We start from the raw sequence: 23,716 nt of genomic DNA, 5'->3' as shown, positions 1-23,716 counted from the left end.
TTCTCTATGATTGCCATTTTAAAAAAAGAAATTAACGCGTTTTTTGCCTCGCCAATTGCCTATCTTGTTATTGCCATTTTTCTTTTATTAAACGGATTATTTTTATGGCTATTTAAAGGTGAGTTTAATATTTTAAATAGTGGTTTTGCTAGCTTATCGCCGTTCTTTTTATTAGCGCCATGGATTTTAATTTTTCTTGTACCAGCTGTGACCATGCGAAGTTTTTCGGAAGAAAACAAACAAGGCACTTTAGAGCTTCTAGTAACAAAACCCATAAGTTTATTACAAATTGTTCTAGGTAAATTTTTTGGGAGTTTTTTATTAATTATAATAGCCTTAATACCTACTCTTTTATATGTTTATACAGTTTATCAGTTAGGGAACCCAATAGGTAATTTAGATTTAGGAAGTATTCTAGGCTCTTACATTGGTCTGCTATTTTTAGTTGCTGCCTATACCAGTATTGGTGTTTTTTCTTCGGCCATAACCAACAATCAAATTGTGGCTTTTATTTCAGCAGTTTTTTTATGCTTCTTATTTTACATTGGTTTTGAAGGTATTGCCGATATTACCTCTAGTAATTTTATTGAACAACTAGGCATTAGTTATCATTTTAAAAGTATTGGACGTGGGGTTATTGATACTAGAGATATTATTTATTTTATTTCAATAGTCCTGTTGTTTATTATGGCAACAGAAAGAAAGCTTAATAATAAAAAAACCAATACGTTAAACCTACGCTACATTATTATTGGATTGATAGTTATTTTAGGATTAAACTTGGTTGGACAATACGTTTATCAACGTTTTGATTTAACCCACGATAAACGCTACACCCTAAGCAAAGCTACAAAAGCCATTATTGATAAAGTTGACACTCCAATTATTGTTGACATTTTTCTAGAAAGCGATGAATTCCCTTCAGAGTTTAGACGCCTAAAAGCAGAAACGCAACAATTATTAGAAGAATTCTCGGCAAAAAACAAACAAATCAAATTTACGTTCATCAACCCTATTGAGGACGAAGCTAGTAGGCAACAAAACATTCAACAACTAACACAACGTGGTTTAACACCTATGCAACTTGCAGTTGAAGAAAATGGAAAAAGTAGTTACGAAGTTATTTTTCCTTGGGCACTAGCCAGTTACAAAGATACAACGGTAAAAATATCGTTATTAAAAAACAAACTAGGGGCTTCTCAAGAAGAACTTGTAAGTCATTCCATTCAACATCTTGAATATGCTTTTGCCGATGGTTTTAGTAAACTCATCAATCCTAAAAACAAAAAAGTTGCCATTTTAAAAGGAAACAATCAACTAGATAATAAATATATTTTTGATTTTGTAAAAACCATACGCGATTATTACTACATCGCACCTTTTACTTTAGATAGTGTTGCTACAAACCCAACAAAAACGTTAAACGATTTAAAAGCATACGATTTAATTGTTTCAGCAAAACCAACAGAAGCCTTTACTGAAAATGAGAAATTTGTATTAGATCAATACACCATGAATGGCGGTAAAAGTCTTTGGTTACTTGATGCCGTAGCTATGGATCAAGATAGTTTACAAAACAATACAGGAAAGGCCATTGCCATACCACGAGATGTAAACCTTACAGACTTCTTTTTTAAATATGGTGCTAGAGTAAACCCCGTTTTAATAAACGACCTCTACTCTGCTCCAATAACTTTGGCTGTTGGTGAAGGTAGCGAGGCTAGATTTCAATCATTTCCATGGTTTTATTCGCCTTTAGTAAATCCGCAAAGCAAACATCCTATTGTAAATAATTTAAATTTGGTAAAGTTTGATTATGCCAGCCAGATTGATACGCTAAAAAATAATAATGTTTCCAAAAGCATTCTATTACAAAGTTCTGTTTTAAGTAAAATAGATGGCGTTCCTCGTGAAATTAGTCTAGACATGACTACCCAAGATCCCGACCCTAAACAATATAAAAATCCGAATCAAAATTTAGCGGTGTTGTTAGAAGGCGAATTTCCTTCAGCATATTCCAACAGAATTAAACCTTTTTCACTAAACAACACAAAAGAAAAAAGCATACCTACCAAAATGATTCTTATTGCTGATGGCGATGTTATTAAAAATGATATTGGTAAAAATGGCCCTTTAGAATTAGGGTTTAATAGAAGTACAGGCCAACTATATGGTAATAAGGAATTTTTATTAAATGCTGTAAACTATCTGTTAGATGACAACGGACTTATAAACATTCGTTCTAAAGAAATATCTGTGGCATTTTTAGATCAAGAAAAAGTCGCCTCTAACAAAACCTTGTGGCAAGTTGTAAACATAGGCCTTCCCTTAATTTTACTAGGACTATTTGGTGTTGTATTTAATGCGATTAGGAAGCGAAAATACAGCTAACAAATGTTAATAAGTTTGTTTCTTATATTAGTTTCAAAGAAATATATTTGTAAATAGAAATGTTTACAACATAAAAACGCTTAGGAATTCATGAAATTTATTGTATCAAGTACTTACTTGCTTAAACAGTTACAAATTCTTGGTGGAGTTATTAATAACTCGAACACCTTACCTATACTAGATAATTTTTTATTTGAACTAGATAATAGTGCGCTTACCATCTCTGCTAGCGATTTAGAAACAACCATGTCTACAAAACTAGATGTAGAAAGTAACGACAGTGGTAGTGTTGCTGTACCAGCAAGATTGCTTCTAGATACTTTAAAGACATTTCCAGAGCAGCCACTTACCTTTGTAGTTGGTGATAATAATGCTATAGAAATTAGTTCAAACCATGGTAAATATGGCTTAGCTTATGCCGATGGAAACGAATTTCCAAAAGCTGTTACTTTAGAAGATCCAAATACTACTACTTTAGAAGGCGACGTATTAGCAACCGCTATTAGCAAAACTATTTTTGCCGCTGGTAACGACGATTTACGCCCCGTAATGAGTGGTGTATTCTTCCAATTTTCACAAGACAATTTAACGTTTGTAGCTACCGATGCTCATAAACTTGTAAAGTATACTAGAGAAGACCTTTCGGCAGACCAAGTAGCTGAGTTTATTATGCCTAAGAAACCATTAACACTACTTAAAAATGTGTTAGCTGGTAGCGAGGAAAATGTAACTATTGAGTATAATGAAAGTAATGCTAAATTTACTTTTGATAACACGGTTTTAGTTTGCCGCTTAATTGATGGTAAATATCCTAATTACGAAGCGGTTATTCCTAAAGAAAACCCTAATAAACTAAGTATTGACAGAACACAATTTTTAAACTCTGTTAAACGTGTTAGCATTTTCTCTAATAAAACCACACACCAAATACGTTTAAAAATTGCTGGTGCCGAATTAAACATTTCAGCTGAAGACATTGATTACAGTAACAAAGCAGAAGAGCGTTTAACTTGCGATTATCAAGGTGACGATATGCAAATAGGCTTTAACTCGCGTTTTCTTACAGAAATGTTAAACAACTTAACTAGCGATGACGTACAACTTGAAATGAGTTTACCTAATAGAGCAGGTATTTTAACTCCTGTAGATGGTTTAGATGAAGGCGAAAAAGTAACCATGCTTGTTATGCCTGTTATGCTTAATAGCTAAAAAAACACGTCAATATTATATATTAAAACCGTAACATTAAGTTACGGTTTTTTTGTGCATTATTTTTAACTTCTCAATTACTTAATATGAAAAACGCTCACTAAAAAAGTGAGCGTTTAAACAATTTCCCCTAATGTTTAATTAATAGCAACTTCGTTTAACCATCTGTGTTATCCATACTAATGTAACTCCCTTTATAACTTCCATTAATGATTTTACCATCGTTTCTTGTAAACTGAAAACTAAGCTCAATTTCATCAACAGCATATAAATCTAATGTAAAACTTCCTGTAGAAGCATTTAAGTTGGTATCTACATTATTTCTATCAAGTAATATATCTCCGTTCTCTAATTCTCCGTTAATGATTTGAGCGTTTACTGAAAATTCAAAATTTGATATATCTGAAAAACTATACGTTTGTTCTCCTAATGAACTTTGATTAATACGCATATTAAATACATTAATATTATTAAGTTGTGTACCGTTATCAATTGCATCAAAAACTTCTGCTTCAGACTTATTGATTAAACTTATAAAAGTGTTACCTCCAACTGAAGGTTCTACAATAACTGTATTAACAACATAGGTTTCATTATTTAATGTAATTACATTAGTGCCTTGTGGTTGTTGTGTGTTATCATCATCTGAAGAACAACTAAATACTGTTAAAGCAAGACAAAATAAGATTAAAAGTTTATTTATTTTTTTCATTTTAAAAATTACTGTTTTAAGATTTTTATAGTTTGATTTGATTGGTTAGTTTTTATGCTTAAAAAGTACATGCCTGTTGGTAAATTAGAAATGTTAATTTGAGATTGATTAGCAACTTCTAATACTTTTTGACCATTGATATTAAAAACTGTCACATATTTAATAGTTTCATTAGTCTTAATGTTTACAATATCTGTTGCTGGATTAGGATATAACTTTACTGAATTTGTAGTTAAAGAAACAGCATCAACTCCTAATGTAGAATTGTATTCATAAGCTCCTAAATCTATCGTAGTGTTAAAAAATCTTGTATTACCTGATAAATCTAAATCGCCAAATAAAGCCACGTCATAAAAGGCATTGTCTCCTTGATCTATGATGTAAGACGAACTTACTGTTGGTTTATAGTCGCTATCTAAATTTAAATTATCTGTTGCAGGATCTAAAGTCGTTACATTTGATACAGAAAAAGTACCGTAAGTACCAGCATTATTAGGTACGGCTGCAATGGCATTGCTTATAACAACATCATAATTAGTTTCCGCTCCGTTTGAAATATCTCTAGTTGCTGCAGTACCATTAACAGTATTCTGCCAAAAGATAGTATTATTAACATTTAGGTTTACACTACCATTACCTGATGCCGTAATAGAATTACCATAAGTACCATTATAATCATTATTAACAAACGTACTATTATTAATTACAACATCTAAAGTGCTTCCGTTATTCCAATCTGATCTGAAAATATGTAATGCTGAAAGATTGATATCGTTATCTGCTACTAAAACGTTTGCCCAACGTGTAAAAATATAGCCGTTTGTACTATCAGACTGCACATAAACCAATCCCATATTAACAATGGTATTATTTATAAACTTGGTGTTTTCAATAAGTAACCCTTGATTAAATTTTCTTATTTTAAGCAAATAACCATTAGAATAGTTATTTCTAAATACCGAATTTTTAATTTTTAAGTTATTAGCATTCAAATTATTTGGTATAAATATCACACCGTTTTCTTCTACTCCACCAGATTGTGAGGTGTCGTAAATATTTTCAAAAATAATACCATCAAAAGTGACGTTACTTGTTCTTAATTCAAATAAACGCTCTGCATTATCGCTTTTGTTCGATGAGAAATCTCCATCAATATCATCACCATTAATATCACCAGTAAAAATGGTTGCATTTGTAGTATGTATGGCTGTTAAATCTCTATCGGCTAAAGTCGTTTCGGTTCCTGCAAAACCTCCAATAATATCTACTTCGTTTGTACTAACAGCTATTGGCGTATTTTTATCCGCTAATGTATACGTTCCTTTTGCTACCCAAACAGCATCATTTAAATTTGTAAGCGCTAAAGCGTCTGTTACGTTTGTAAAAGCATCTGTCCATGAGCTACCATCATTGACACCAGTTGCATTTGCATCTACGTAGTACACTGTTGGTATACAATTTTCGCTATAACTTGTTTGATTATCTTTAGTCCAACCTGCCACATACAAACCACTGTTTGCTGGTGGTGAAAAGCCAGCATCTACTTGAATACAAGTTAAACTTGGATTACCATAAGCTTTCATCCAGTTTATATAGCTGTTATTACCATTAGCTATATTTAATTCGTTTAAAACACCGTTGTTATGACATTGTATGTCTGTGATTAGCGTATTGGCACTAATATCTAAAGTTTCAATTTGATTATCAGCACAATGTAAACGCGTTAAGGCTAAGTTATTACTAACATCTATAGTCGTTAAATTATTTGTGTAACAATCTAAACGTGTTAAATTAGTAAAGGCTTCAATACCTGTTAAATCTGCAATAGATAGACCATTGATAAGAAGCTCTGTTGTAGCTTGTGCCTCAGCCACTGTAATTTCAGTATCACCATTTAAATTGATACTATTATTGTTTACTAAATAACTTTTAAAATTGGCATCAGGAATGTTTACTATCTGGTTTAATGCAGCGCAATCTTCATTGTAAAATGCTGAGCTACCTTTTGTCCAACCTAGACTGTAAATTCCAGCATCTGCTGGTGGTGTAAAACCAGCATCTATTTGAATGCACGATAAACTATTACCATAGGCTTTCATCCAATTTATATTGCTGTTATTACCATTAGCAATATTTAACTCGCTTAAAACACCATTATTATGACATTGAATATCTGTAATTAATGTATTTGCACCAATATCTAAAGTTTCAATTTGATTAGCAGCACAGTGAAGACGCGTTAATGCTAAATTATTACTTACATCTAAAGCTGTTAAATTGTTACTGTAACAATCTAATCGTGTAATATTTACGAAAGCTTCTATACCTGTTAAATCTGAAATTGACAAACCATTAATTAATAATTCACCTGTGAAAGCTTGAGCTTCAGCAACAGAAATTTCACTATCGCTATTGGTATTAATTGATGCATTTCCTAGTAAATAAGTCTTAAAATTGGCATCAGGAATGTTTACATTTTGAGCAAAAATTGCAGACACTCCCAAACATAGGTAGGTTGTAAATAAGAGTAATGTTTTTTTCATTGTAGTTGAGATTTATTTTAATTTTCAACTACAAAACAACTACTACATATAAGGTTTTCAATTTGCTTTTTTCTGAATAGCTCTAATTTCTTTCTGAATGAAAAATTACATAAACGTTTCCTTAATTATTTCTAAAAATTGATCGCGTTTAGATTTTGAAATTGGAATGCGTTTTTGATTATTCATTAGTAAATAATCACCATCGTCTTTTACCAATTCGTCTACATATTTTAAGTTGATTAAATACGAACGATGACATTTAAAAAACATGGCATTGCTCTCTAATTGCTCCACAAAATGCTTCAACGGTTTGCAAATGATTTTTTGTTTACCATCTATAAGTTGTACGTTGGTGTACATACCATCGGCTTCAAAATATACAATATCGCTATGCGAAGCAAACATGATGCCTTTTGGGATTTCTAAAGCAATTTTATCTATCGACAGTTGTTTCAAGGAATCGCGCAATTTATTTAACTGATCGTTTAGATTATTAGCTTTTATAGTCTCTTCTGCTTTTAAAACGGCGCCTTTAAGCTCTGTAACATCAACTGGTTTTAACAAATAATCTACTGCAGAAAGTTTAAATGCTTCTATGGCATATTGATTATAAGCAGTTACAAAAATGATTTTAAAATCAATTTGATTTGGAAAATATTCTAAAATATCTAATCCTGATTGATTGGGCATTTCAATATCTAAAAACACGATATCTGGTTTTGACGTTTTAATCAAATCTACACCAGATGCTAAATCTTGCGCTTCTCCAATACTGGTTATACTCGTACAATGCTCTGCAATTAAGTTAGAGAGTAAATGTCTGGCGCGTTTTTCGTCGTCTATAATTATCGCTTTCATTTTCTTATTCTATTGGCATGGTTATAACCACTTTTGTACCTGAAGGTATTTGATTTTCATCCTGCAAATCTTCAATTGCAATGGTTATATCGCGTTTTAACTTGTTTTTGTATAGATGCACACGCTCCTCATTCGCTTTGGTGGCAAAAGGTTTGTGTTGTTGGTTTGGTCGTTTTAGTTTTTCGGATTGCGCCCTACCAATGCCGTTATCTTCAACTGTAATTTGCAATTTATTTTGCTGAATAATTTTTGCTTCAACGGTCAACTTTCTGTCTGTTGGTTTATGTAACAATCCGTGTTTTAAGGCATTTTCAACATACGGTTGAATGAATAATGAAGGTACTTTTATTTTATTGGTTTTAAGTAGATTATCGATTGTTATCTCATATTTTAATTCATCCTCAAAACGAACCTTTTCTAACTCTAAATAAAGCTTTAAGGCTTTTAACTCTTCTTCTAAAGTAATTTCGTTTTGCTGGCTGTATTCTAAATACATTCTAATCAAACGGCTAAACTTCACCAGATACGAACTCGCTAATTCTTTCTCATTAGAAATGATATAATCTTGAATAGAATTTAAAGCATTGAAAATAAAGTGCGGATTCATTTGAGAACGCAGATTTTCTAACCTCAAATTGGTAATTTTCTTATCGATTAATATTTTATCGATTTCAGCAATACGTTGTGCTTCTTTTTGTCTTAGTCGCCATCTAAAATACAACCAAATAAAACCTACTACAACCAATAAAACAAACGCATAAAACCAGTAGGTTTCCCAAAAGGGTTTATTGATGGTAAAAGTAATAGGACTTGCAAATTGTATGTCTTTACTGCTAATATTTTGACCTTGCAACTCAAACGTATATTTACCGCTAGACAGACTATTAAATACTACAAAATGTGTATTTAAAGGCACATCACGCCATGTGGTATCGATAGGTTTTATGCGGTATTTGTAACCAACGTGCTTGTTAGATTGAAAGCCATTAGAGTTAAAATCAAACCTTAAATTATTAAAATTATAGGGTAAATTATAATCGGTATTAACTACGGTATCTTCATCATTAATTTTTACAGATTCTATCCACACTTTAGAGGTTTTAAAGGCTTTAAAAAGTGTTTCGTCTTTAGGCATTAAATAAAATGAATTTGGGAAAGTTGCGACCAAATAATCTTGAAGAATGATAAATTTATCAACCGATAATGTTAAACCATCTTGCGTATTTAAACTCTTAATTTGATTGATTTTAGGTTGAAATCTATAAAAACCTTCATCTGTAGAAATCCATAGAAACTCACCATCAGATTTTAATGTATTTATCTGAACTTGTTTTGGTAGGACATCTTGTTTTGAAATCAATTGATTATCCTTAAAACAATACAAACCATTATGCTGTGTTGCTAACCATATTTCATTATTATTTTTTGCAATTGAATTAACTAAAATACTTTCATTTTCAAGTTTAATTTCCTTTGAATCAAAACTATTAACATCAAATTGATACAAACCATCTATAAAAGAAACAAAAAGTTTATTATTTAAAACTTCAGAGGTTTTTACTCTACTTTCTCTAATAATTTGTGTTGAATCTGAAGTGTACGGTTGGTTATAAATTATAGCTTCTTTATAACTACCATAAAAGAGATTTTTATTATTAACCTTTGAGAATGTTTTTGCAACAGAATACTTATTTTTTTCATCTTTTACATTAAAAGTGGTCAAATCTACACTGTAAGATTCTGATGCATTAATACTAACAACAACTCTGTTGTGTAAGGCATCAAAAAATAAATTACCAATAATCTTAGAGCCAGGTAATTTTAGGGTTTTAAAAACTTTATTATTACTATAAAACAGCAACTTACCATTATTTGTTCCAAGTAAAAATTTATTTTTATTTAATGCACATGCAGCTGTAACTTTATCTTTTGTATTCTCTAAATTAAGACGTCTTATATTTAGATTAGAAGACACAAAAACACCGTTATCCAATGTGGTAAACCAATAGTTTTTATTGAAATCTACTAATACATCAGTAACAGATTCGCTACTAAATAATTGCTCTTTAAAATTTAACTGATTTTTCTTTAGTTGAAATATAAATACACCCGAAGTTGTTAAAAACCAATAGTGATTATTTAACAATATTATATTATAAATAGTGACATCTTCAAGGCTTTTTGGGGTTTTAAGTTTAAAGACTCTATCTGCTTGAGTTCTGTAATAATAGAGTTGATTTTTACCTTGTTCTTTGAAATTTAAAAGCGCTGAATTTTTAAAAGCATACACCTTTGGTGACTGCATTCTGTTTTTTGAAGTCAGCTCTATTAGTAGTTTTAGTTTATCATCTCTGATTTGATACCAATTTTGCTTCTCTTTTGAAGGTTTATCGTCAGAGTCCATCTTAATTACATAGGATAGATCCTTAAAAGAACTCTCGCTAACAGACATACCATCAAAAAGTCTAGTCGTCTTTTTATCTTTTAAATTGATATCATAAATACCATCTACGGTAAACAATCGTATTGATGTACGTGTAATTTCAAAAGGTGATAATTGTCCTTTTACCAGCTCATTTGCATCGTAAAAAAGGTTTAGTCTATCGTTTTCAACATAAAATAGTTGTCCATAAAGATTAATACACCAAAGCCTTCCTTTTTCATCTAATTTTAATTGAAATAACGAGTTAACTCTTTGGTTTGGATTTGTAAACTTTTGATAGATTTTTCCATTATATCTGTACAAGCCTTTATCTGCTGCAAGCCAGATATAATGGTCGTTATCCTCTAAAATATCATAAAACTCTACATCTGGTAAATTAGATATTTTAGACATATCTTGCACCACAGGATTTTGAGCATCAATAGCATTTCCAAACCCCAATAAACTAAATAAAAGTATATATCTAATTATTAATTGCATAGCTTATAATTAGCAAACATAATATTTTAATTAACTAATCAAGCTTTGTTTTTTCTGTAAGCCGTCTTTTTTTTTCTAAATAAAAAAACGCCCATATTACTATGGGCGTTTTATTTACCTCGATAATAACTAACTAATAAAATTAAGAGATAAAGGATATTTAGGCATTTCGCCGTTATTAGTTTTAATAGCATTAATAATAGGAAAAACTATAGATATAAGTCCAATAACTATTAACCCTAAAATACCTACTCCTAATAAAAAAATAAGAGGAATACAGATTAATGAATAGATAATTAAACTTAACTGGAAGTTAACAATACGCTTACCATGCTCGTCCATAGCATAAACCGTTTCTTTTTGGGTTAACCACAAAATTAATGGTACTAATAACCCTCCAAAACCTGTTACACAAGTTAATAATTGCGTTAAATGTGTAATTGTTAAAAGTTGCCTATCTTCTCTCATCATGGTTGTTTTTTTGATTGATGTACTTATTTGACGTGCAAAAAGCAAAAATGTTACACCTCTAAACCTAAAAATTAGTGAGGAAGTTTATCGCAAAGTAAACCGTAAACAAATGTTCCTAAAACAGCTGAAACAAGTACAATTATAACAGGTAAAAAACCAGCGCCTAAAAGTACAAAAATGGGTCCAGGACATGCGCCTACTAATGCCCAGCCTAATCCAAATAAAATACCACCAACAATATAGCGTGTAAAGGACTTTTCTTTAGGTTGAATGTAAATATGTTGACCACTAAACGATTTAATATTAAATCGTTTAATAACATAAACAAAAAGCATTCCAAACGCTAAAGCCGTTCCTATAATACCATACATATGAAAAGATTCGAAACGAAACATCTCATAAATACGAAACCATGAAGCTGCTTCAGACTTATACATGATAATACCAAACACTACACCTACTAATAAATATACAAGTTGTTTCATCTTAAAAAATTAAAGGGTAAATTAAATGCACCATAATTAAGCCGCCAATAAAAAAGCCTATTACAGCAATTAAAGAAGGGAGTTGTAAATTACTTAAACCAGAAATAGCATGTCCAGATGTACAGCCACCAGCATAACGGGCTCCAAACCCAACTAAAAAACCTCCAACAATAAGTATTGCTATGGTTTTTGCATTTAAAGCCTCAAAAGAGAATAATTCTACAGGTAAGTAATGATTTTGGGAAGCTATTCCAAGATTATTTAAAGCCTCTAAAGTATGCGTACTTATTTGAGGCATATCATTTTCAAGAGACAAATAATGTGATGCTAAAAAACCACCTATAATAGCTCCTAAAATAACAATTAAGTTCCACAAATCGTTGCGCCAATTATATTTAAAAAACTGGCTAAACTTATTTCCTCCGCCTATGGCACACATGGTTCTTAAGTTAGACGACATGCCAAACTTTTTTCCTAACAATAGCAATAAGAGCATTGTAACGGCAATTAAAAAGCCCGATACATACCAAGGCCAAGGGCCATAAATAATTTCCATAATCTATTTTTAAGCAAAAATACAGCTAAAAATAGATTATGGAAAATTGAAGATTAATTACAGTCCTTCTTAACGCCTAATTTCTGAAGAATATCTTCCATTAAACACCATTTGGTAATTCCAGATTGTAAAAGGTTGGCGCCAACAAACACAGTAAACCATAGCCAGTTTTCATTGACATACATGCCTAATAAAACACTTATAATAACAAATGTTCCGGCTATTACTCTAATATATCTATTCATCATAATTAATTATTTTAGGTTAAATAAATTGTTCAACAGGGACAACAACAGCTCTAATGCCGTTTTCTTCTTCTATTGTTGTATTAAAAGCTTTAAGGTTTTTAAAAAGTAAATCGATGTTTTGTTGTTCTGCAAAAAAGAAAAACAATTCTGAATCTGCACCAAACTTCTGTCCAGCAAACCAGTTGCTTCCTAAATTAGAAGAACCTCCTAACTTAAACCCAGCAATATCAGACTCGTTAAAATCGTTAATATTAGACTGTTTAAACAACTGATAAATTGTTTCCTTGTATTCATCTACCAATGTTATAATTACTAATTTCATTTTACTTATGGTTTTTACGTTCTATCATGTAATACACTAAAGGCACAACTAATAAGGTTAATACAGTCGAAACGATAGTTCCGCCCATTAACGAAATAGCTAATCCTTGAAAGATCGGGTCAAATAAAATGACAAACGCACCAATGACTACAGTTCCTGCAGTTAGTAAAATTGGTGTTGTACGTACTGCACCTGCTTCTATGGCTGCTTGTTTTAATGGCACGCCTTCTTCTAATCTTAGGTTTATAAAGTCGATAAGTAATACTGAATTACGCACCATAATACCCGCCAAAGCAATCATACCAATAAACGACGTTGCTGTAAAAAATGCGCCCATTAACCAGTGCCCTAAAATGATACCAATTAATGATAATGGTATGGCAACCATCATAACCACAGGCGCTTTAAAGTTTTGGAACCAACCTACTATCAATATGTAGATTAAAATTATAGCACCTAAAAAGGCTATCCCTAAATCTCTAAATACTTCCAGAGTGATTTGCCACTCACCATCCCATTTTACGGTATAATCGTCTTCATATTCTGGTTGCCCCAAATACATTTCATTGATTTCGTAACCTTGTGGTAACGGAATTTCTTTTAGCTTCTCTTCCATTCCTAAAATGGCATACGCAGGACTTTCTAATTCACCAGCCATATCAGCCAACACATACACCACGCGTTTTTGATTTTTACGGTAAATACTTTTGGCGCTTGTGGTTTCCTTAATGTCAACTAGATCAGCAACAGGAACGAGGTTACCTTGTTTTGACTTCACTTTTAATTGTGAAATGTCCTGTATGGTTGATTTTTCCTTTTCATCTAAAGCCAACACCAAACCGATTTGATTTACTGCATCTTCATCATACAAAACGGTCAACGGTCTGTTGGATAATGCCATATTCATCGTGTAAGCAATTTGCTTCGGTGCGACACCGTAAAGCATTGCTTTTTCCTTGTCTATAGTAAATTGAAATTCTTTTTGATCAGCTTCTACCATCCAATCCACATCAACCACATCTTCTGTATTATTCAAAATATTTTGAACTTCGTTAGCAATCTCCATTTGCTTATCATAATCAGGACCATAAATCTCAGCCACTAAAGTTGATAATACTGGTGGACCTGGCGGAACTTCAACCACTTTCACATTGGCGTTGTATTTTGAAGCTATTTTTTGAATTTCAGGTCTTAACAACTTAGCAATATCGTGAGATTGCGCACTACGCTCACCTTTATCAACCAAATTCACTTGAATATCTGCCATATTACTTCCGCCACGTAAATCGTAATGACGTACTAATCCGTTAAAGGTAATTGGTGCCGAAGTCCCAATATAATTTTGATAGTTAACCACTTCTGGTCGCGTTGATAAGTATTGCGAAATTTCTTGAGCTACAACTGCGGTGCGCTCTAACGTGGTGCCTTCAGGCATATCAATAACTACCTGAAATTCGTTTTTGTTATCAAACGGTAACATTTTTACAACGACCGAATTGGTAAAGAACATTACCATTGTTCCCATCAACAACACGAATGTCAACCCTAAAAACAACCAACGTTTTGAAGAACTTTCAATTAATGGACGTTCTAGTTTTTCATAAAACTTGTAAATTTTAGTGTCCTCTAATGGTTTTTTAGGTTTCTCAGCTACACCTTTCTTGTCTTTTTCGCGTAAGAAAATATAACCTAAATACGGTGTAATGGTTAAGGCTACGAATAACGATAAAATCATCGCAATAGACGCTCCAATTGGCATTGGCGCCATATATGGGCCCATTAATCCAGACACAAATGCCATAGGCAATACCGATGCAATTACGGTAAAGGTTGCTAAAATAGTTGGATTACCTACTTCATTAATGGCATATAATGCGGCTTGTTTAAATGGCAAGCGTTTCATTTTAAAATGCCTATGCATATTTTCGGCAATAATAATGGAATCATCTACCACAATACCTGTTACAAATACTAATGCGAATAAGGTAATTCGGTTAAGCGTATAATCTAACATATAATAGCTTAACAGCGTTAATGCAAATGTAATTGGCACTGATAAAAATACGACCAATCCACCACGCCAACCCATGGCTAACATTACGACAAATGTTACCGCAATGATAGAACCAATTAGGTGTAATAATAATTCTGATACTTTATGTGATGCCGTTTCACCATAGTTTCTAGTGATTTCTACGTGAACATCATCAGGGATTAAGGTTTTACGTAAATGCTCGACTTTATCAATGATGACATCTGCAATTTTCATTGCATCGGCGCCTTTACGCTTAGCTACAGAAATAGTTACTGCTGGATATTCAGATTTGTAATCACTTGCTTTTTCGCTAGCTTGACCAAAACCAAGACTAACGTAATTTTGTGGTACTTCAGGACCATCAACAATTTTCGCAACTTGCTTTAAATAGATAGGCTGATTTTGCTGAACACCAACAACTAAATTTTCTACATCAGTTACCGATTCTAAAAACTTACCTGTGTTGACTACAAATTCGGTGTCATTTTTATCAAAAGTGCCGCTATTTAATTGTGCGTTATTGGCTTTAATCATTTCAGAAACTGATAAAAAGTCTAAGCCAGCACTTGCTAATTTGTCTTTATCTAAAACGACACGTATTTGACGTTCTCTTCCGCCTATTTTATTTGTGATGGCAACGTCATTCACTTTTTTAATTTCGGCTTCTAATTCTTGAGCCATCTGCCCTAATTGGAAATCGTCATAATTTTCACTCCACAACGTCAACCCTAACATTGGAACATCATCTATAGCACGTGTTTTTACTAGTGGAAACGTAACACCTTCTGGCATTTGATCCATATGCTTATTGATTTCATTGTATAATTTCACAAAAGAACGCTCGATATCTTCGCCCACATAAAACTGAACGATGACCATTCCTTGTTCTTTCATCGACGTAGAATACACATATTCCACACCTTTTATATTTGAAATTAATTGCTCTAAAGGCTTAATCACTCTAGATTCAACCTCGGTTGGACTTGCACCAGGATATCCCACAAAAATGTCTGCCATAGGCACATCAATTTGCGGCTCTTCTTCACGAGGAATTAAAAACGAGCTGTACACACCAACGACCATAAATACAATCATTAAAAGCACTGTAAGCTTCGATGTCATAAAGACTTTGGCAATTTTTCCTGCTAAACCTTCTTTCATTTTTTCTTGAATTTCTTGTTAATGCTTACAGATACTGCTTACTGCTTGCTTATTTTCGCACCGTTATATAATTTTCCTTCTGCAGAAACGATATAACTTTCATTGGCATTTAAACCAGATAATACTTCCACTTCATTTCCAAATGTTCTGCCTAAGCGCAACCAACGTAAAATGGCTGTATTACTTTGACTAACTGTGTAAACACCGCTTAACTGACCGTTGTTTACAATAGCATCTTTTGGTATTAAAACCATTGAAGTTTCAGCTTTTCTTTCTACTGGAAATTGTACCGTTGTGAACATTCCTGATAGAATTTTTGCATCGGTTTTATCTAATGCTATTTTTACTAAATATTGTCCGCCAGTTTGTGCTGCAGATGTACTTACTTCGGTAACTTTTCCAGAAATAGTTTGGCTAATAGATTTTACATTCACATCAACTTTTGTATCTTTTTTTATGTCTGCTATTTCGGTTTCTGGCACCATAGCAATTACTTCAAAATCGCCTGGCGCTTCAATGGAAATTAAAGGCTGACCTGGATTTGCCATATCACCTTTTTTTACATTTTTGCTTGTAATGACTCCGTTAAATGGCGCAGTAATATTGGTATAAGCAAATTGTGCGTTAATTTCATTTTTCATTTGTTTTGCAGCTTCAAGACCTGCTTTTGCCATCTCGTAATTGGCTGTCATATCATCCATTTCTTTTTGAGAGGCACTGTTTTGAGCAAATAGCGACTTAAAACGTTCGTAGTCTTTTTTAGCGTTGTTAAATGCTGCTGTAGCTTTTGTAATATTTGCGTTTACCTGTGCTTTTTGCGCTTGTAAATCGGCATTATTAATTGCTACTAACAATTGTCCTTTGCTTACTTTATCGCCAACATTTACAAGAACGTTATTGACGTAACCCATCATTCTAGTGCTTAGATTAGCACTATTTTCGGCTTGAATTTTTCCGCTAACCGCTAAAAACGGATTGTCGTTATCACCACTAACCTGTGCAACTTTTACAGGAATAGCTGGCCCGTTATCTGCAACGGCTTTTTTGTCTTCGCTACCACAACTTGTTAATAGTATGGCGACTGAAATGGATAAGATGGTATATAGTTTTTTCATTTTAATTGAGTTTACTTTTACTGGATACTGCTACTGCTTAACTGTCAACTAAATTCTATTCTTTAGTTAAAAAATTAACGTACGCTAAGGCGTAATTATATTCGAAAATGGTTTGATAGTATTCTAATTCTTTTTGGGCGTATTGCGTTTCTGCCATCAATAAATCTGACGTTTTTTCTAAACCTTCTTTAAATCGGTTAGTACGAATTCTTAATGATTCTTCTGATTGGTCTAAAGCTAGTTTTGAAAGCTTTAATTTATTTTCGGCATCAATAAGCATACGTTTTGCTTTGTTTAATTCTAACTTACTTTTTGAGACATATTGGTTGTATTCCAGTTTCGATTTTTCAAATTCGGCTTTACTTTTTTGTGCTTTTCCAAAACGCTTTGATCCTTGAAAAACATCCCAGCTTAATTGTGCGCCAATAACATAACCATTGGCTCCACCTTGAAATATTTGGTCGTCGTACAACTCATAACTTCCAAAAGCATTTAAGCGTGGCAGGAATGCCATTTTATCGGCTTGATTCATTGTTTCGTAGGCTTGAGTTGCCATTTGCATCGCTTTGATATCGCTACGATTTTCTGAAAGTGTTTTCACTTCCATAGTACTTGCTAATGTGGTTAAATCATCGCTAGGCTTGTAAACAACATAGGTATCGTCGCTCATTAAAAATGATAAGTAATTAGAAGCGTTTTGCACATTACTTTTGGCTTGTTGCAATTGGTTTTTCACTTCGGTAACCCGTACTTCTACATTAAGTACATCGGCACGTTGTAAATACCCTTGTTCAAAACTGTTATCGGCTAGTTTTTTGTTTTCATTGGCTGCTTCTAAAGCTTTTTCTAATACATCGACCGCTTTATATGCTAATTGTAGTTGCATATAGGCATTATCGACTTCAAACGCTAAAAAGTCTTCTGTACGTTGTGTTTGCAGAGACATGGCTTCCATTTTAGATTTTGCTGCTTTGCGTTGGTAAATGCCATCGACATTAATTAATGGTTGCTGTATTTCTAGTTTTGTAGCGAAGTTTTGTGTTTGATCGGGATCGTTTAGCAATGCTGGGTTAAAATCGGCTTGGGTTAAAATTTCTTGGTTCAGTTTGGAACCAAAGGCCATAAGCGGATTTGTAGTTGAAATTCCTGTATGACTTGCGGTGATATTAGGTAAAAACACGGCATTGGTTTGACGATAATCAGCTTTGGCTTGATTAAATTCTTCCTTAGAAATTTTAATAGACGTGTTATTATCTGATACTTTTGTTAGCACCTCTTCCTTTGATATAGGAACTACATCTTGAGCTCTTACAGAGAGTGTAAATACAAAAAGTAACAATAGTATATAAATGTATTTTTTCATCTTTTTTTATTTGTTTTACAAAGATACGCTAGAGAGTAACCTGAGTCAGTAACAAAAGTTACAAGTAAAAAGACACCTATAAAGTACTCATAAGTGCCTTTTACTAACTAACCTAAAATTAAAAACTGACAACCACATCAATTTACGTTTCTAGTTCCTCCATGTCCTCCAGCTACTATTATCATTATTTTTATGCTTAAATAAATGAACTTGAAAAACTGAATGATAGGATTCTTCATTTTAAACTTCTGATATCTTGATATTCTTTGAGTCATTACTATCTATATTATTTATTGTAAAATTATTCTGTTACGCATGAACTCCTACTCTGGAATTAACCACCAAAATGGCTTCATTTTAGCTTTATAAATAAATGCATAATGCAAGGCTAGTTTAAGCCAATGTCCTGCCAAACCTATCTCTCCAAAGGTTTTTCCTAATTTTCTGCCTTGTGTTTTAGGATACTTTTCGTAATCTGGCACAATAGGAAATGTTGTAATACTTACGCCGCTTCCTGTTGTCATTCCAAAACCTGCCGAAGCTATACAAGCTGCTCCCATATTTCCCATAGATCCTTTATGGGTTAGCGATTGTTTCCCACTTTTTATAGAGTCTATAATATTATCGGCTACTATTTTTGCTGTTATACCAGAAGGCATTCCTGTACGAGGTGGCGCTGGAGTGATGTCTGTTCCATTTTTACTTTTCCTAGGTTTTGAAATACTGTGTGGGGGAGCAAATGCAATACCAGGCGCAAAAATGTTTTTATATGTTGGATTTTGATAGGTCTCTGGCCAATCCTTTACAGACCATTCTTCGTAAGGTTTTGGTGTATAATCTGCATCGACAACCATAAACCCTTTAAAAAGTTTTTCGGTAATATCGTTTTCATTTTTATCATAAGCTTTAAAACCATGTCCAGAAAACGACGGTATCAACATAGCAAAATCGTATGTTTCTAATTTGTGTTCGCCGTCTAGGTTTTCATAATAAGCAATACCATCTTCAATTTTATTAACGCCTGCTCCTAAAATCCATTTTATATCGCGGTCTTCAAAAATCATTTCTATCATTTCATGAGATTTCATGGTTAAGCTTCCGTAACTTAAAAGCATACCATCCATACCAAAATCACCTAATTGGTATTCGTTTGAAATCCACGTCACTTCTGCCATATCGCGTACATTATGTCGACGTAATTCTTGCTCTACATTTAAAATATACTCGAAAGCAGCACCTTGACAAGTAGATTTTGCATGACCAGTTCCTATTAAAATTTTTGCTTTTTTACCTTTTTTCATTTCTTGGATTAAAGCATTTAATCCTTCCCAAGCATGATTTGCATGTGTATATGTACAGACTGAATATGCTTTATTTTTTCCAGGTGTTAATCCTTCTGTTGCTTCAAAGTTTAATTTTGGGCCTGTCGCATTTATTAAGTAATCGTATGTGATTTTTTCTTGTTGTCCTTTGTTATTTGAAGACACATATTCTACTAAAACAAAAGGGGTCTTTTCAGTTTTATCGCCTTCTGGATGAAATGAAACGGCCTTGGCTTGTTTGTAATTAATACCTTTCTTTTTGTATAATGGCGCCAAAGGAAACAATATTTTATCTGATTTCATTCTTCCTATTCCTACCCAAATATTTGATGGAATCCATTGGTAATTACTATTTGGGGATACCACAAGAACCTCATGCTCCTTTGGTAGTTTTCTACGTAAATGCGCTGCAGCTACGTGCCCCGAAATCCCTGCTCCTAAAATGACAGTTTTAGACATGTTTTTGTGTATTTAGTTAAAATTAGGGTGAAAAAACAAATCACAAAATGACAGATATCATTTTGAAAACTAAATTATTACACCTTATTAATCTTTTGATAAAGATGACACTTTTCAACCACTTAAAACGTAACTTATGTTACATAAAAAAAGCAGCTTAATTGCTGCTTTTTAGTTTCTATTCTCACTACAGAATAAATGTATTTGTTAGTTGTTTTTTTACAAAAAAGTTAGTGTTCTCCATAACCAACATTATCCATTTTACCTTTAAAAACACGGTATTGAATGGTAAAATATATAGCTACTAAAACAACAGCAATAATAAACCAATAAACTCCTACCGATAGCCCATAATAATCTGCAGCCACATTGTAAATAGTTAAATCTGGATTTATGGTATTTGTAGATGGTAGTACCTTTGGAAATATTGAAGCTACTGTAGAGGTTAATCCGCCAAATAAAAACAATGATGAAAACAAAAAGCCATAACCATCTTTTTTAAATACTTTTACGTTAAACAGTCCTAAAACGCCTATTATTGTTATTATGGGGAAAACCCATAACCAAGGGGTGTTTAAAAAATTATGAAACGGTTTAGGTTCTATAATATGCCAGATTAATAATGAAATAACAATTAGTCCTAACAACACAAAATTGAGATTAAAAACGATGCGTTTTAGTTTATTATTTAAATCTGAATTTGTTTTAAAAATAATCCAATTAGCACCGTGAATTGTTAAAGCCACAACACCTATTACACCCAACAAAAGGGTAAACCAATCTATAATGCCTAACTGCTCGGTTTGCGGACTAAATGTTGGGTTCCAAAGTGGTAAAAAGAAATAATGTGCTTCATGTGTAGATACGCCATTAACCACATTTCCTAAGTTGACGCCTCTGACGACGTTTCCTAGTGCTACTCCAAAAAACAAGGCTAATAACAAACTTGAAATACCAAAAGCCTTATCCCAGATAGTTTCCCACATTTTATTGTGTATTTGTCCTCGAAGTTCCAAACCGACAGCTCTAAAAATAAGCAACCATAAAATAATAATTAGTGGTAAATAAAATCCGCTAAATGAAGAAGCATATAACGTTGGAAAAGCAAAAAACAACACTCCTCCAGCTGCAATTAACCAGACTTCGTTAGCGTCCCAAAACGGACCAATAGCATTGGTTATGGCTTTTTTATCTTTTTCTTTTTTCGCAAAAAATAAATGAATAATACCAGCGCCAAAATCGTAACCATCTAAAATAACATAAATAGCGAGCATACTCATTAAAACGATATACCAAAATAATTCCATAATTAGTCTTGATTAAGTTGTGGTCCTTTATTAATAATTTTCCCTGCTAGCATTAAAAACAATAAGCCTAACAATAAATATAATCCTATAAAACCAAGTAAGGTAAATAGTGTATTACCCGAAGAAACTGTAGGAGAAGCGCCTTCTGTTGTACGTAATAAGTTGTAAACCAACCAAGGCTGTCTACCTAATTCTGCTGTGTACCATCCTGTTGTATTCGCTATATAAGGAAATGGCAACATAAACATTAATCCCCATAACATCCATTTTGTTTTGTATAGCTTTTTCCTAAATAACTGGATATTGGCTAATAACATAATTCCAATAAAAATGGTCCCTAAGCCAACCATAATATGGTATGCATAATATAATCCTGGAATATTTGTTGGGTAATCTTCTTCGTTAAACTCATTAAGCCCTTTTATTTGTGCATCCCATTTTTGATAGGTTAAAAAACTAAGCACATTTGGAACGGCTATTTTATTATCTAATTTCTTTTCTAACACATTTGGCTGACCTATAAGTACAATTTCTGAACCGCCATCTTCGGTTTCAAAAATTCCTTCCATTGCAGCAAAAGTTACAGGTTGGTGTTTTGCTACATTTTTTGCCGTCCAATCGCCCGTTGGAAACGCCACAAGAACACTAGATATTACCCCAAAAACAACACCTGTTTTAACAAAGAGTTTTCCAAACTCTGTATGCTTTTTATTTAAAAGATAAAACGCTCCTACTGCAGAAACCACGAATGACGATGTAATTATTGAAGCTAATTGGTTATGCAAATAAGATGGTAGTAACCAAGGATTAGAAAACAAAGCATTAAAATTATTAAGTACGAATTTTCCATTTTCTAAAATTTCATATCCTACAGGGTATTGCATCCATGAGTGAGTAGCAATTATTAAATAACCACTTGCCCAAGACCCTAAAAAAACTAAAAAGCCTGTTACAAAGTGTAATTTATGACCTAATAATTTTTCACCAAATAAAAAGAGCCCTAAAAAGGAGGATTCTAAAAAGAAGGAAAACATACCTTCCATAGCAAGTGTTTGACCTATGATGCCTCCTGTAAGTTCTGAAAATTTGGCCCAGTTGGTACCAAATTGAAACTCCATAGGAATTCCTGTAACAACTCCCATAGCAAAGTTAAGTGCAAAAATTTTCATCCAGAATTTTGCAGCATCGTTGTATTTATCAATTTTGGTTCTGAGAAATTTCCATTTAAAATAGACTATCATTAAAGATAATCCCATAGTTAATTGTGGAAATAAATAATGGAATGTGATAGTAAATGCAAACTGCATCCTATCGTAAAAAAGCATATCTTCCATAGTTGGTTTTTGTGTTCTTTAAAAATACAATGTAATTAGGTGTTTTATACTATTTTAACATAAAAAAAGGCTCTCAATATTGAGAGCCTTTTCTTTTTTAAAATTATGATTTTAAAACTTCGTTAAGTACTAAGTCTTTATCTAATTTCTTAGTACAGAAAAACCAATCTTCACATGTTAAATCTTCTGTGTTTGTCATTCGTTCTTCAGCTACGCCACAAGAACCTGCAGGAGAAACAATAACGTCTTTTCCTGGTTCCCAATCTGCCGGAGTTGCTACATTAAACTTATCTGATGTTTGCATGGCTATTAATGCTCTGTAAATTTCGTCGAAATTTCTTCCTAAGCTTAACGGGTAATAAATTATTGCTCTTACAATGCTTTCTGGATCTACAAAAAAGACAGCTCTTACGGCTTGTGTTTTATGTTCGCCTGGCTGTATCATACCATATTTCTTGGCAACCTCCATGGTAATATCTTCAATTAAAGGAAATTTAACTTCTACGTTTTCCATACCGTTAAATTTAATTTTATCCTTTATTGATCTAAGCCATGCTATATGACTATACAAACCATCTACCGATAAACCTACTAGTTTACAATTTGCTTTATTAAACTTTTCTTCTAAATGAGCAAAGGTCATAAACTCTGAGGTACAAACTGGTGTAAAATCTGCTGGATGACTAAATAAAATGGCCCATTCGCCTTTATAATCTGATGGGAAATTTATCTCACCTTGTGTCGTTACTGCTTTAAACTCTGGTGCTTTATCGCCAATTCTTGGCATTGAAAACACTTCTTTTTCTGTTGTTACTTCTGAATTATTCATAATATTTTTGTATTAAATTTATTTATATCAAATATAATTAGTTATAAGGTTTATCAATGCTACTTAAGTTACA

At 32.7% G+C, this 23,716-nt stretch carries 18 protein-coding genes; 2 read left to right on the top strand and 16 right to left on the bottom strand.

Features of this window, described 5'->3' with window-relative positions:
* Positions 1-6 precede the first annotated feature (6 nt).
* Complete coding sequence (gldG, locus tag R3L15_RS04720) at positions 7-2,391, top strand: gliding motility-associated ABC transporter substrate-binding protein GldG (RefSeq protein ID WP_338733536.1); 2,385 nt, start codon at positions 7-9, stop codon at positions 2,389-2,391.
* A gap of 90 nt (positions 2,392-2,481) precedes the next feature.
* Positions 2,482-3,600 (top strand): DNA polymerase III subunit beta, encoded by a 1,119-nt coding sequence (gene dnaN / locus R3L15_RS04715; RefSeq protein ID WP_338733535.1) that lies wholly within the window; start codon positions 2,482-2,484, stop codon positions 3,598-3,600.
* A gap of 157 nt (positions 3,601-3,757) precedes the next feature.
* Here the strand turns inward: dnaN and R3L15_RS04710 are convergent, their stop codons facing one another.
* From R3L15_RS04710 to R3L15_RS04635, 16 genes are all read right to left on the bottom strand, one after another.
* Entirely contained in the window at positions 3,758-4,312 is a 555-nt protein-coding gene (locus R3L15_RS04710) for a hypothetical protein (protein ID WP_338733534.1), read from the bottom strand.
* An 8-nt stretch (positions 4,313-4,320) separates the two neighbouring features.
* On the bottom strand, positions 4,321-6,855 hold the full coding sequence (locus tag R3L15_RS04705) for a T9SS type A sorting domain-containing protein (protein WP_338733533.1): 2,535 nt from the start codon (positions 6,853-6,855) through the stop codon (positions 4,321-4,323).
* A 105-nt stretch (positions 6,856-6,960) separates the two neighbouring features.
* Positions 6,961-7,713 carry a LytTR family DNA-binding domain-containing protein gene (locus tag R3L15_RS04700; RefSeq protein WP_338733532.1) on the bottom strand — a complete coding sequence of 251 codons (753 nt, stop codon included), beginning with the start codon at positions 7,711-7,713 and terminating at the stop codon, positions 6,961-6,963.
* A 4-nt stretch (positions 7,714-7,717) separates the two neighbouring features.
* Positions 7,718-10,636, bottom strand: coding sequence for a histidine kinase (locus R3L15_RS04695; protein ID WP_338733531.1), 2,919 nt, complete (start codon positions 10,634-10,636; stop codon positions 7,718-7,720).
* 129 nt (positions 10,637-10,765) lie between these two features.
* Positions 10,766-11,104 carry a DUF4870 domain-containing protein gene (locus R3L15_RS04690; protein WP_338734111.1) on the bottom strand — a complete coding sequence of 113 codons (339 nt, stop codon included), beginning with the start codon at positions 11,102-11,104 and terminating at the stop codon, positions 10,766-10,768.
* Positions 11,105-11,178: 74 nt separating this feature from the next.
* Positions 11,179-11,592 (bottom strand): DUF6691 family protein, encoded by a 414-nt coding sequence (locus R3L15_RS04685; protein ID WP_338733530.1) that lies wholly within the window; start codon positions 11,590-11,592, stop codon positions 11,179-11,181.
* 1 nt (position 11,593) lies between these two features.
* Positions 11,594-12,148, bottom strand: coding sequence for a YeeE/YedE thiosulfate transporter family protein (locus R3L15_RS04680; RefSeq protein ID WP_338733529.1), 555 nt, complete (start codon positions 12,146-12,148; stop codon positions 11,594-11,596).
* A 53-nt stretch (positions 12,149-12,201) separates the two neighbouring features.
* On the bottom strand, positions 12,202-12,396 hold the full coding sequence (locus R3L15_RS04675; protein WP_338733528.1) for a DUF2892 domain-containing protein: 195 nt from the start codon (positions 12,394-12,396) through the stop codon (positions 12,202-12,204).
* 16 nt (positions 12,397-12,412) lie between these two features.
* Positions 12,413-12,718: a hypothetical protein gene (locus tag R3L15_RS04670; protein WP_338733525.1), complete on the bottom strand. Its 306-nt coding sequence runs from the start codon at positions 12,716-12,718 to the stop codon at positions 12,413-12,415.
* A gap of 1 nt (position 12,719) precedes the next feature.
* On the bottom strand, positions 12,720-15,914 hold the full coding sequence (locus tag R3L15_RS04665) for an efflux RND transporter permease subunit (RefSeq protein WP_338733524.1): 3,195 nt from the start codon (positions 15,912-15,914) through the stop codon (positions 12,720-12,722).
* A gap of 38 nt (positions 15,915-15,952) precedes the next feature.
* Entirely contained in the window at positions 15,953-17,029 is a 1,077-nt protein-coding gene (locus R3L15_RS04660) for an efflux RND transporter periplasmic adaptor subunit (RefSeq protein WP_338733523.1), read from the bottom strand.
* A gap of 55 nt (positions 17,030-17,084) precedes the next feature.
* Positions 17,085-18,392: a TolC family protein gene (locus R3L15_RS04655; protein ID WP_338733522.1), complete on the bottom strand. Its 1,308-nt coding sequence runs from the start codon at positions 18,390-18,392 to the stop codon at positions 17,085-17,087.
* A 323-nt stretch (positions 18,393-18,715) separates the two neighbouring features.
* Complete coding sequence (locus R3L15_RS04650) at positions 18,716-20,173, bottom strand: FAD/NAD(P)-binding oxidoreductase (RefSeq protein ID WP_338733521.1); 1,458 nt, start codon at positions 20,171-20,173, stop codon at positions 18,716-18,718.
* A gap of 230 nt (positions 20,174-20,403) precedes the next feature.
* On the bottom strand, positions 20,404-21,480 hold the full coding sequence (gene cydB / locus R3L15_RS04645) for a cytochrome d ubiquinol oxidase subunit II (protein ID WP_338733520.1): 1,077 nt from the start codon (positions 21,478-21,480) through the stop codon (positions 20,404-20,406).
* A gap of 2 nt (positions 21,481-21,482) precedes the next feature.
* Positions 21,483-22,814 (bottom strand): cytochrome ubiquinol oxidase subunit I, encoded by a 1,332-nt coding sequence (locus tag R3L15_RS04640; RefSeq protein WP_338733519.1) that lies wholly within the window; start codon positions 22,812-22,814, stop codon positions 21,483-21,485.
* A 103-nt stretch (positions 22,815-22,917) separates the two neighbouring features.
* On the bottom strand, positions 22,918-23,643 hold the full coding sequence (locus R3L15_RS04635) for a peroxiredoxin (RefSeq protein ID WP_338733518.1): 726 nt from the start codon (positions 23,641-23,643) through the stop codon (positions 22,918-22,920).
* Positions 23,644-23,716: the final 73 nt, after the last annotated feature.

It is taken from the genome of Mangrovimonas cancribranchiae (assembly GCF_037126245.1).
Taxonomy (GTDB): domain Bacteria; phylum Bacteroidota; class Bacteroidia; order Flavobacteriales; family Flavobacteriaceae; genus Mangrovimonas; species Mangrovimonas cancribranchiae.
This window is presented reverse-complemented; position numbering and strand designations above follow the sequence as displayed.

Excerpts from the sequence above, each read along its gene's own strand:
- gldG (WP_338733536.1), top strand. The coding sequence starts at position 7 with ATGATTGCCATTTTAAAAAAAGAAATTAACGCGTTTTTTGCCTCGCCA.
- dnaN (WP_338733535.1), top strand. The coding sequence starts at position 2,482 with ATGAAATTTATTGTATCAAGTACTTACTTGCTTAAACAGTTACAAATT.
- R3L15_RS04710 (WP_338733534.1), bottom strand. The coding sequence starts at position 4,312 with ATGAAAAAAATAAATAAACTTTTAATCTTATTTTGTCTTGCTTTAACA.
- R3L15_RS04705 (WP_338733533.1), bottom strand. The coding sequence starts at position 6,855 with ATGAAAAAAACATTACTCTTATTTACAACCTACCTATGTTTGGGAGTG.
- R3L15_RS04700 (WP_338733532.1), bottom strand. The coding sequence starts at position 7,713 with ATGAAAGCGATAATTATAGACGACGAAAAACGCGCCAGACATTTACTC.
- R3L15_RS04695 (WP_338733531.1), bottom strand. The coding sequence starts at position 10,636 with ATGCAATTAATAATTAGATATATACTTTTATTTAGTTTATTGGGGTTT.
- R3L15_RS04690 (WP_338734111.1), bottom strand. The coding sequence starts at position 11,104 with ATGAGAGAAGATAGGCAACTTTTAACAATTACACATTTAACGCAATTA.
- R3L15_RS04685 (WP_338733530.1), bottom strand. The coding sequence starts at position 11,592 with ATGAAACAACTTGTATATTTATTAGTAGGTGTAGTGTTTGGTATTATC.
- R3L15_RS04680 (WP_338733529.1), bottom strand. The coding sequence starts at position 12,148 with ATGGAAATTATTTATGGCCCTTGGCCTTGGTATGTATCGGGCTTTTTA.
- R3L15_RS04675 (WP_338733528.1), bottom strand. The coding sequence starts at position 12,396 with ATGATGAATAGATATATTAGAGTAATAGCCGGAACATTTGTTATTATA.
- R3L15_RS04670 (WP_338733525.1), bottom strand. The coding sequence starts at position 12,718 with ATGAAATTAGTAATTATAACATTGGTAGATGAATACAAGGAAACAATT.
- R3L15_RS04665 (WP_338733524.1), bottom strand. The coding sequence starts at position 15,914 with ATGAAAGAAGGTTTAGCAGGAAAAATTGCCAAAGTCTTTATGACATCG.
- R3L15_RS04660 (WP_338733523.1), bottom strand. The coding sequence starts at position 17,029 with ATGAAAAAACTATATACCATCTTATCCATTTCAGTCGCCATACTATTA.
- R3L15_RS04655 (WP_338733522.1), bottom strand. The coding sequence starts at position 18,392 with ATGAAAAAATACATTTATATACTATTGTTACTTTTTGTATTTACACTC.
- R3L15_RS04650 (WP_338733521.1), bottom strand. The coding sequence starts at position 20,173 with ATGTCTAAAACTGTCATTTTAGGAGCAGGGATTTCGGGGCACGTAGCT.
- cydB (WP_338733520.1), bottom strand. The coding sequence starts at position 21,480 with ATGGAATTATTTTGGTATATCGTTTTAATGAGTATGCTCGCTATTTAT.
- R3L15_RS04640 (WP_338733519.1), bottom strand. The coding sequence starts at position 22,814 with ATGGAAGATATGCTTTTTTACGATAGGATGCAGTTTGCATTTACTATC.
- R3L15_RS04635 (WP_338733518.1), bottom strand. The coding sequence starts at position 23,643 with ATGAATAATTCAGAAGTAACAACAGAAAAAGAAGTGTTTTCAATGCCA.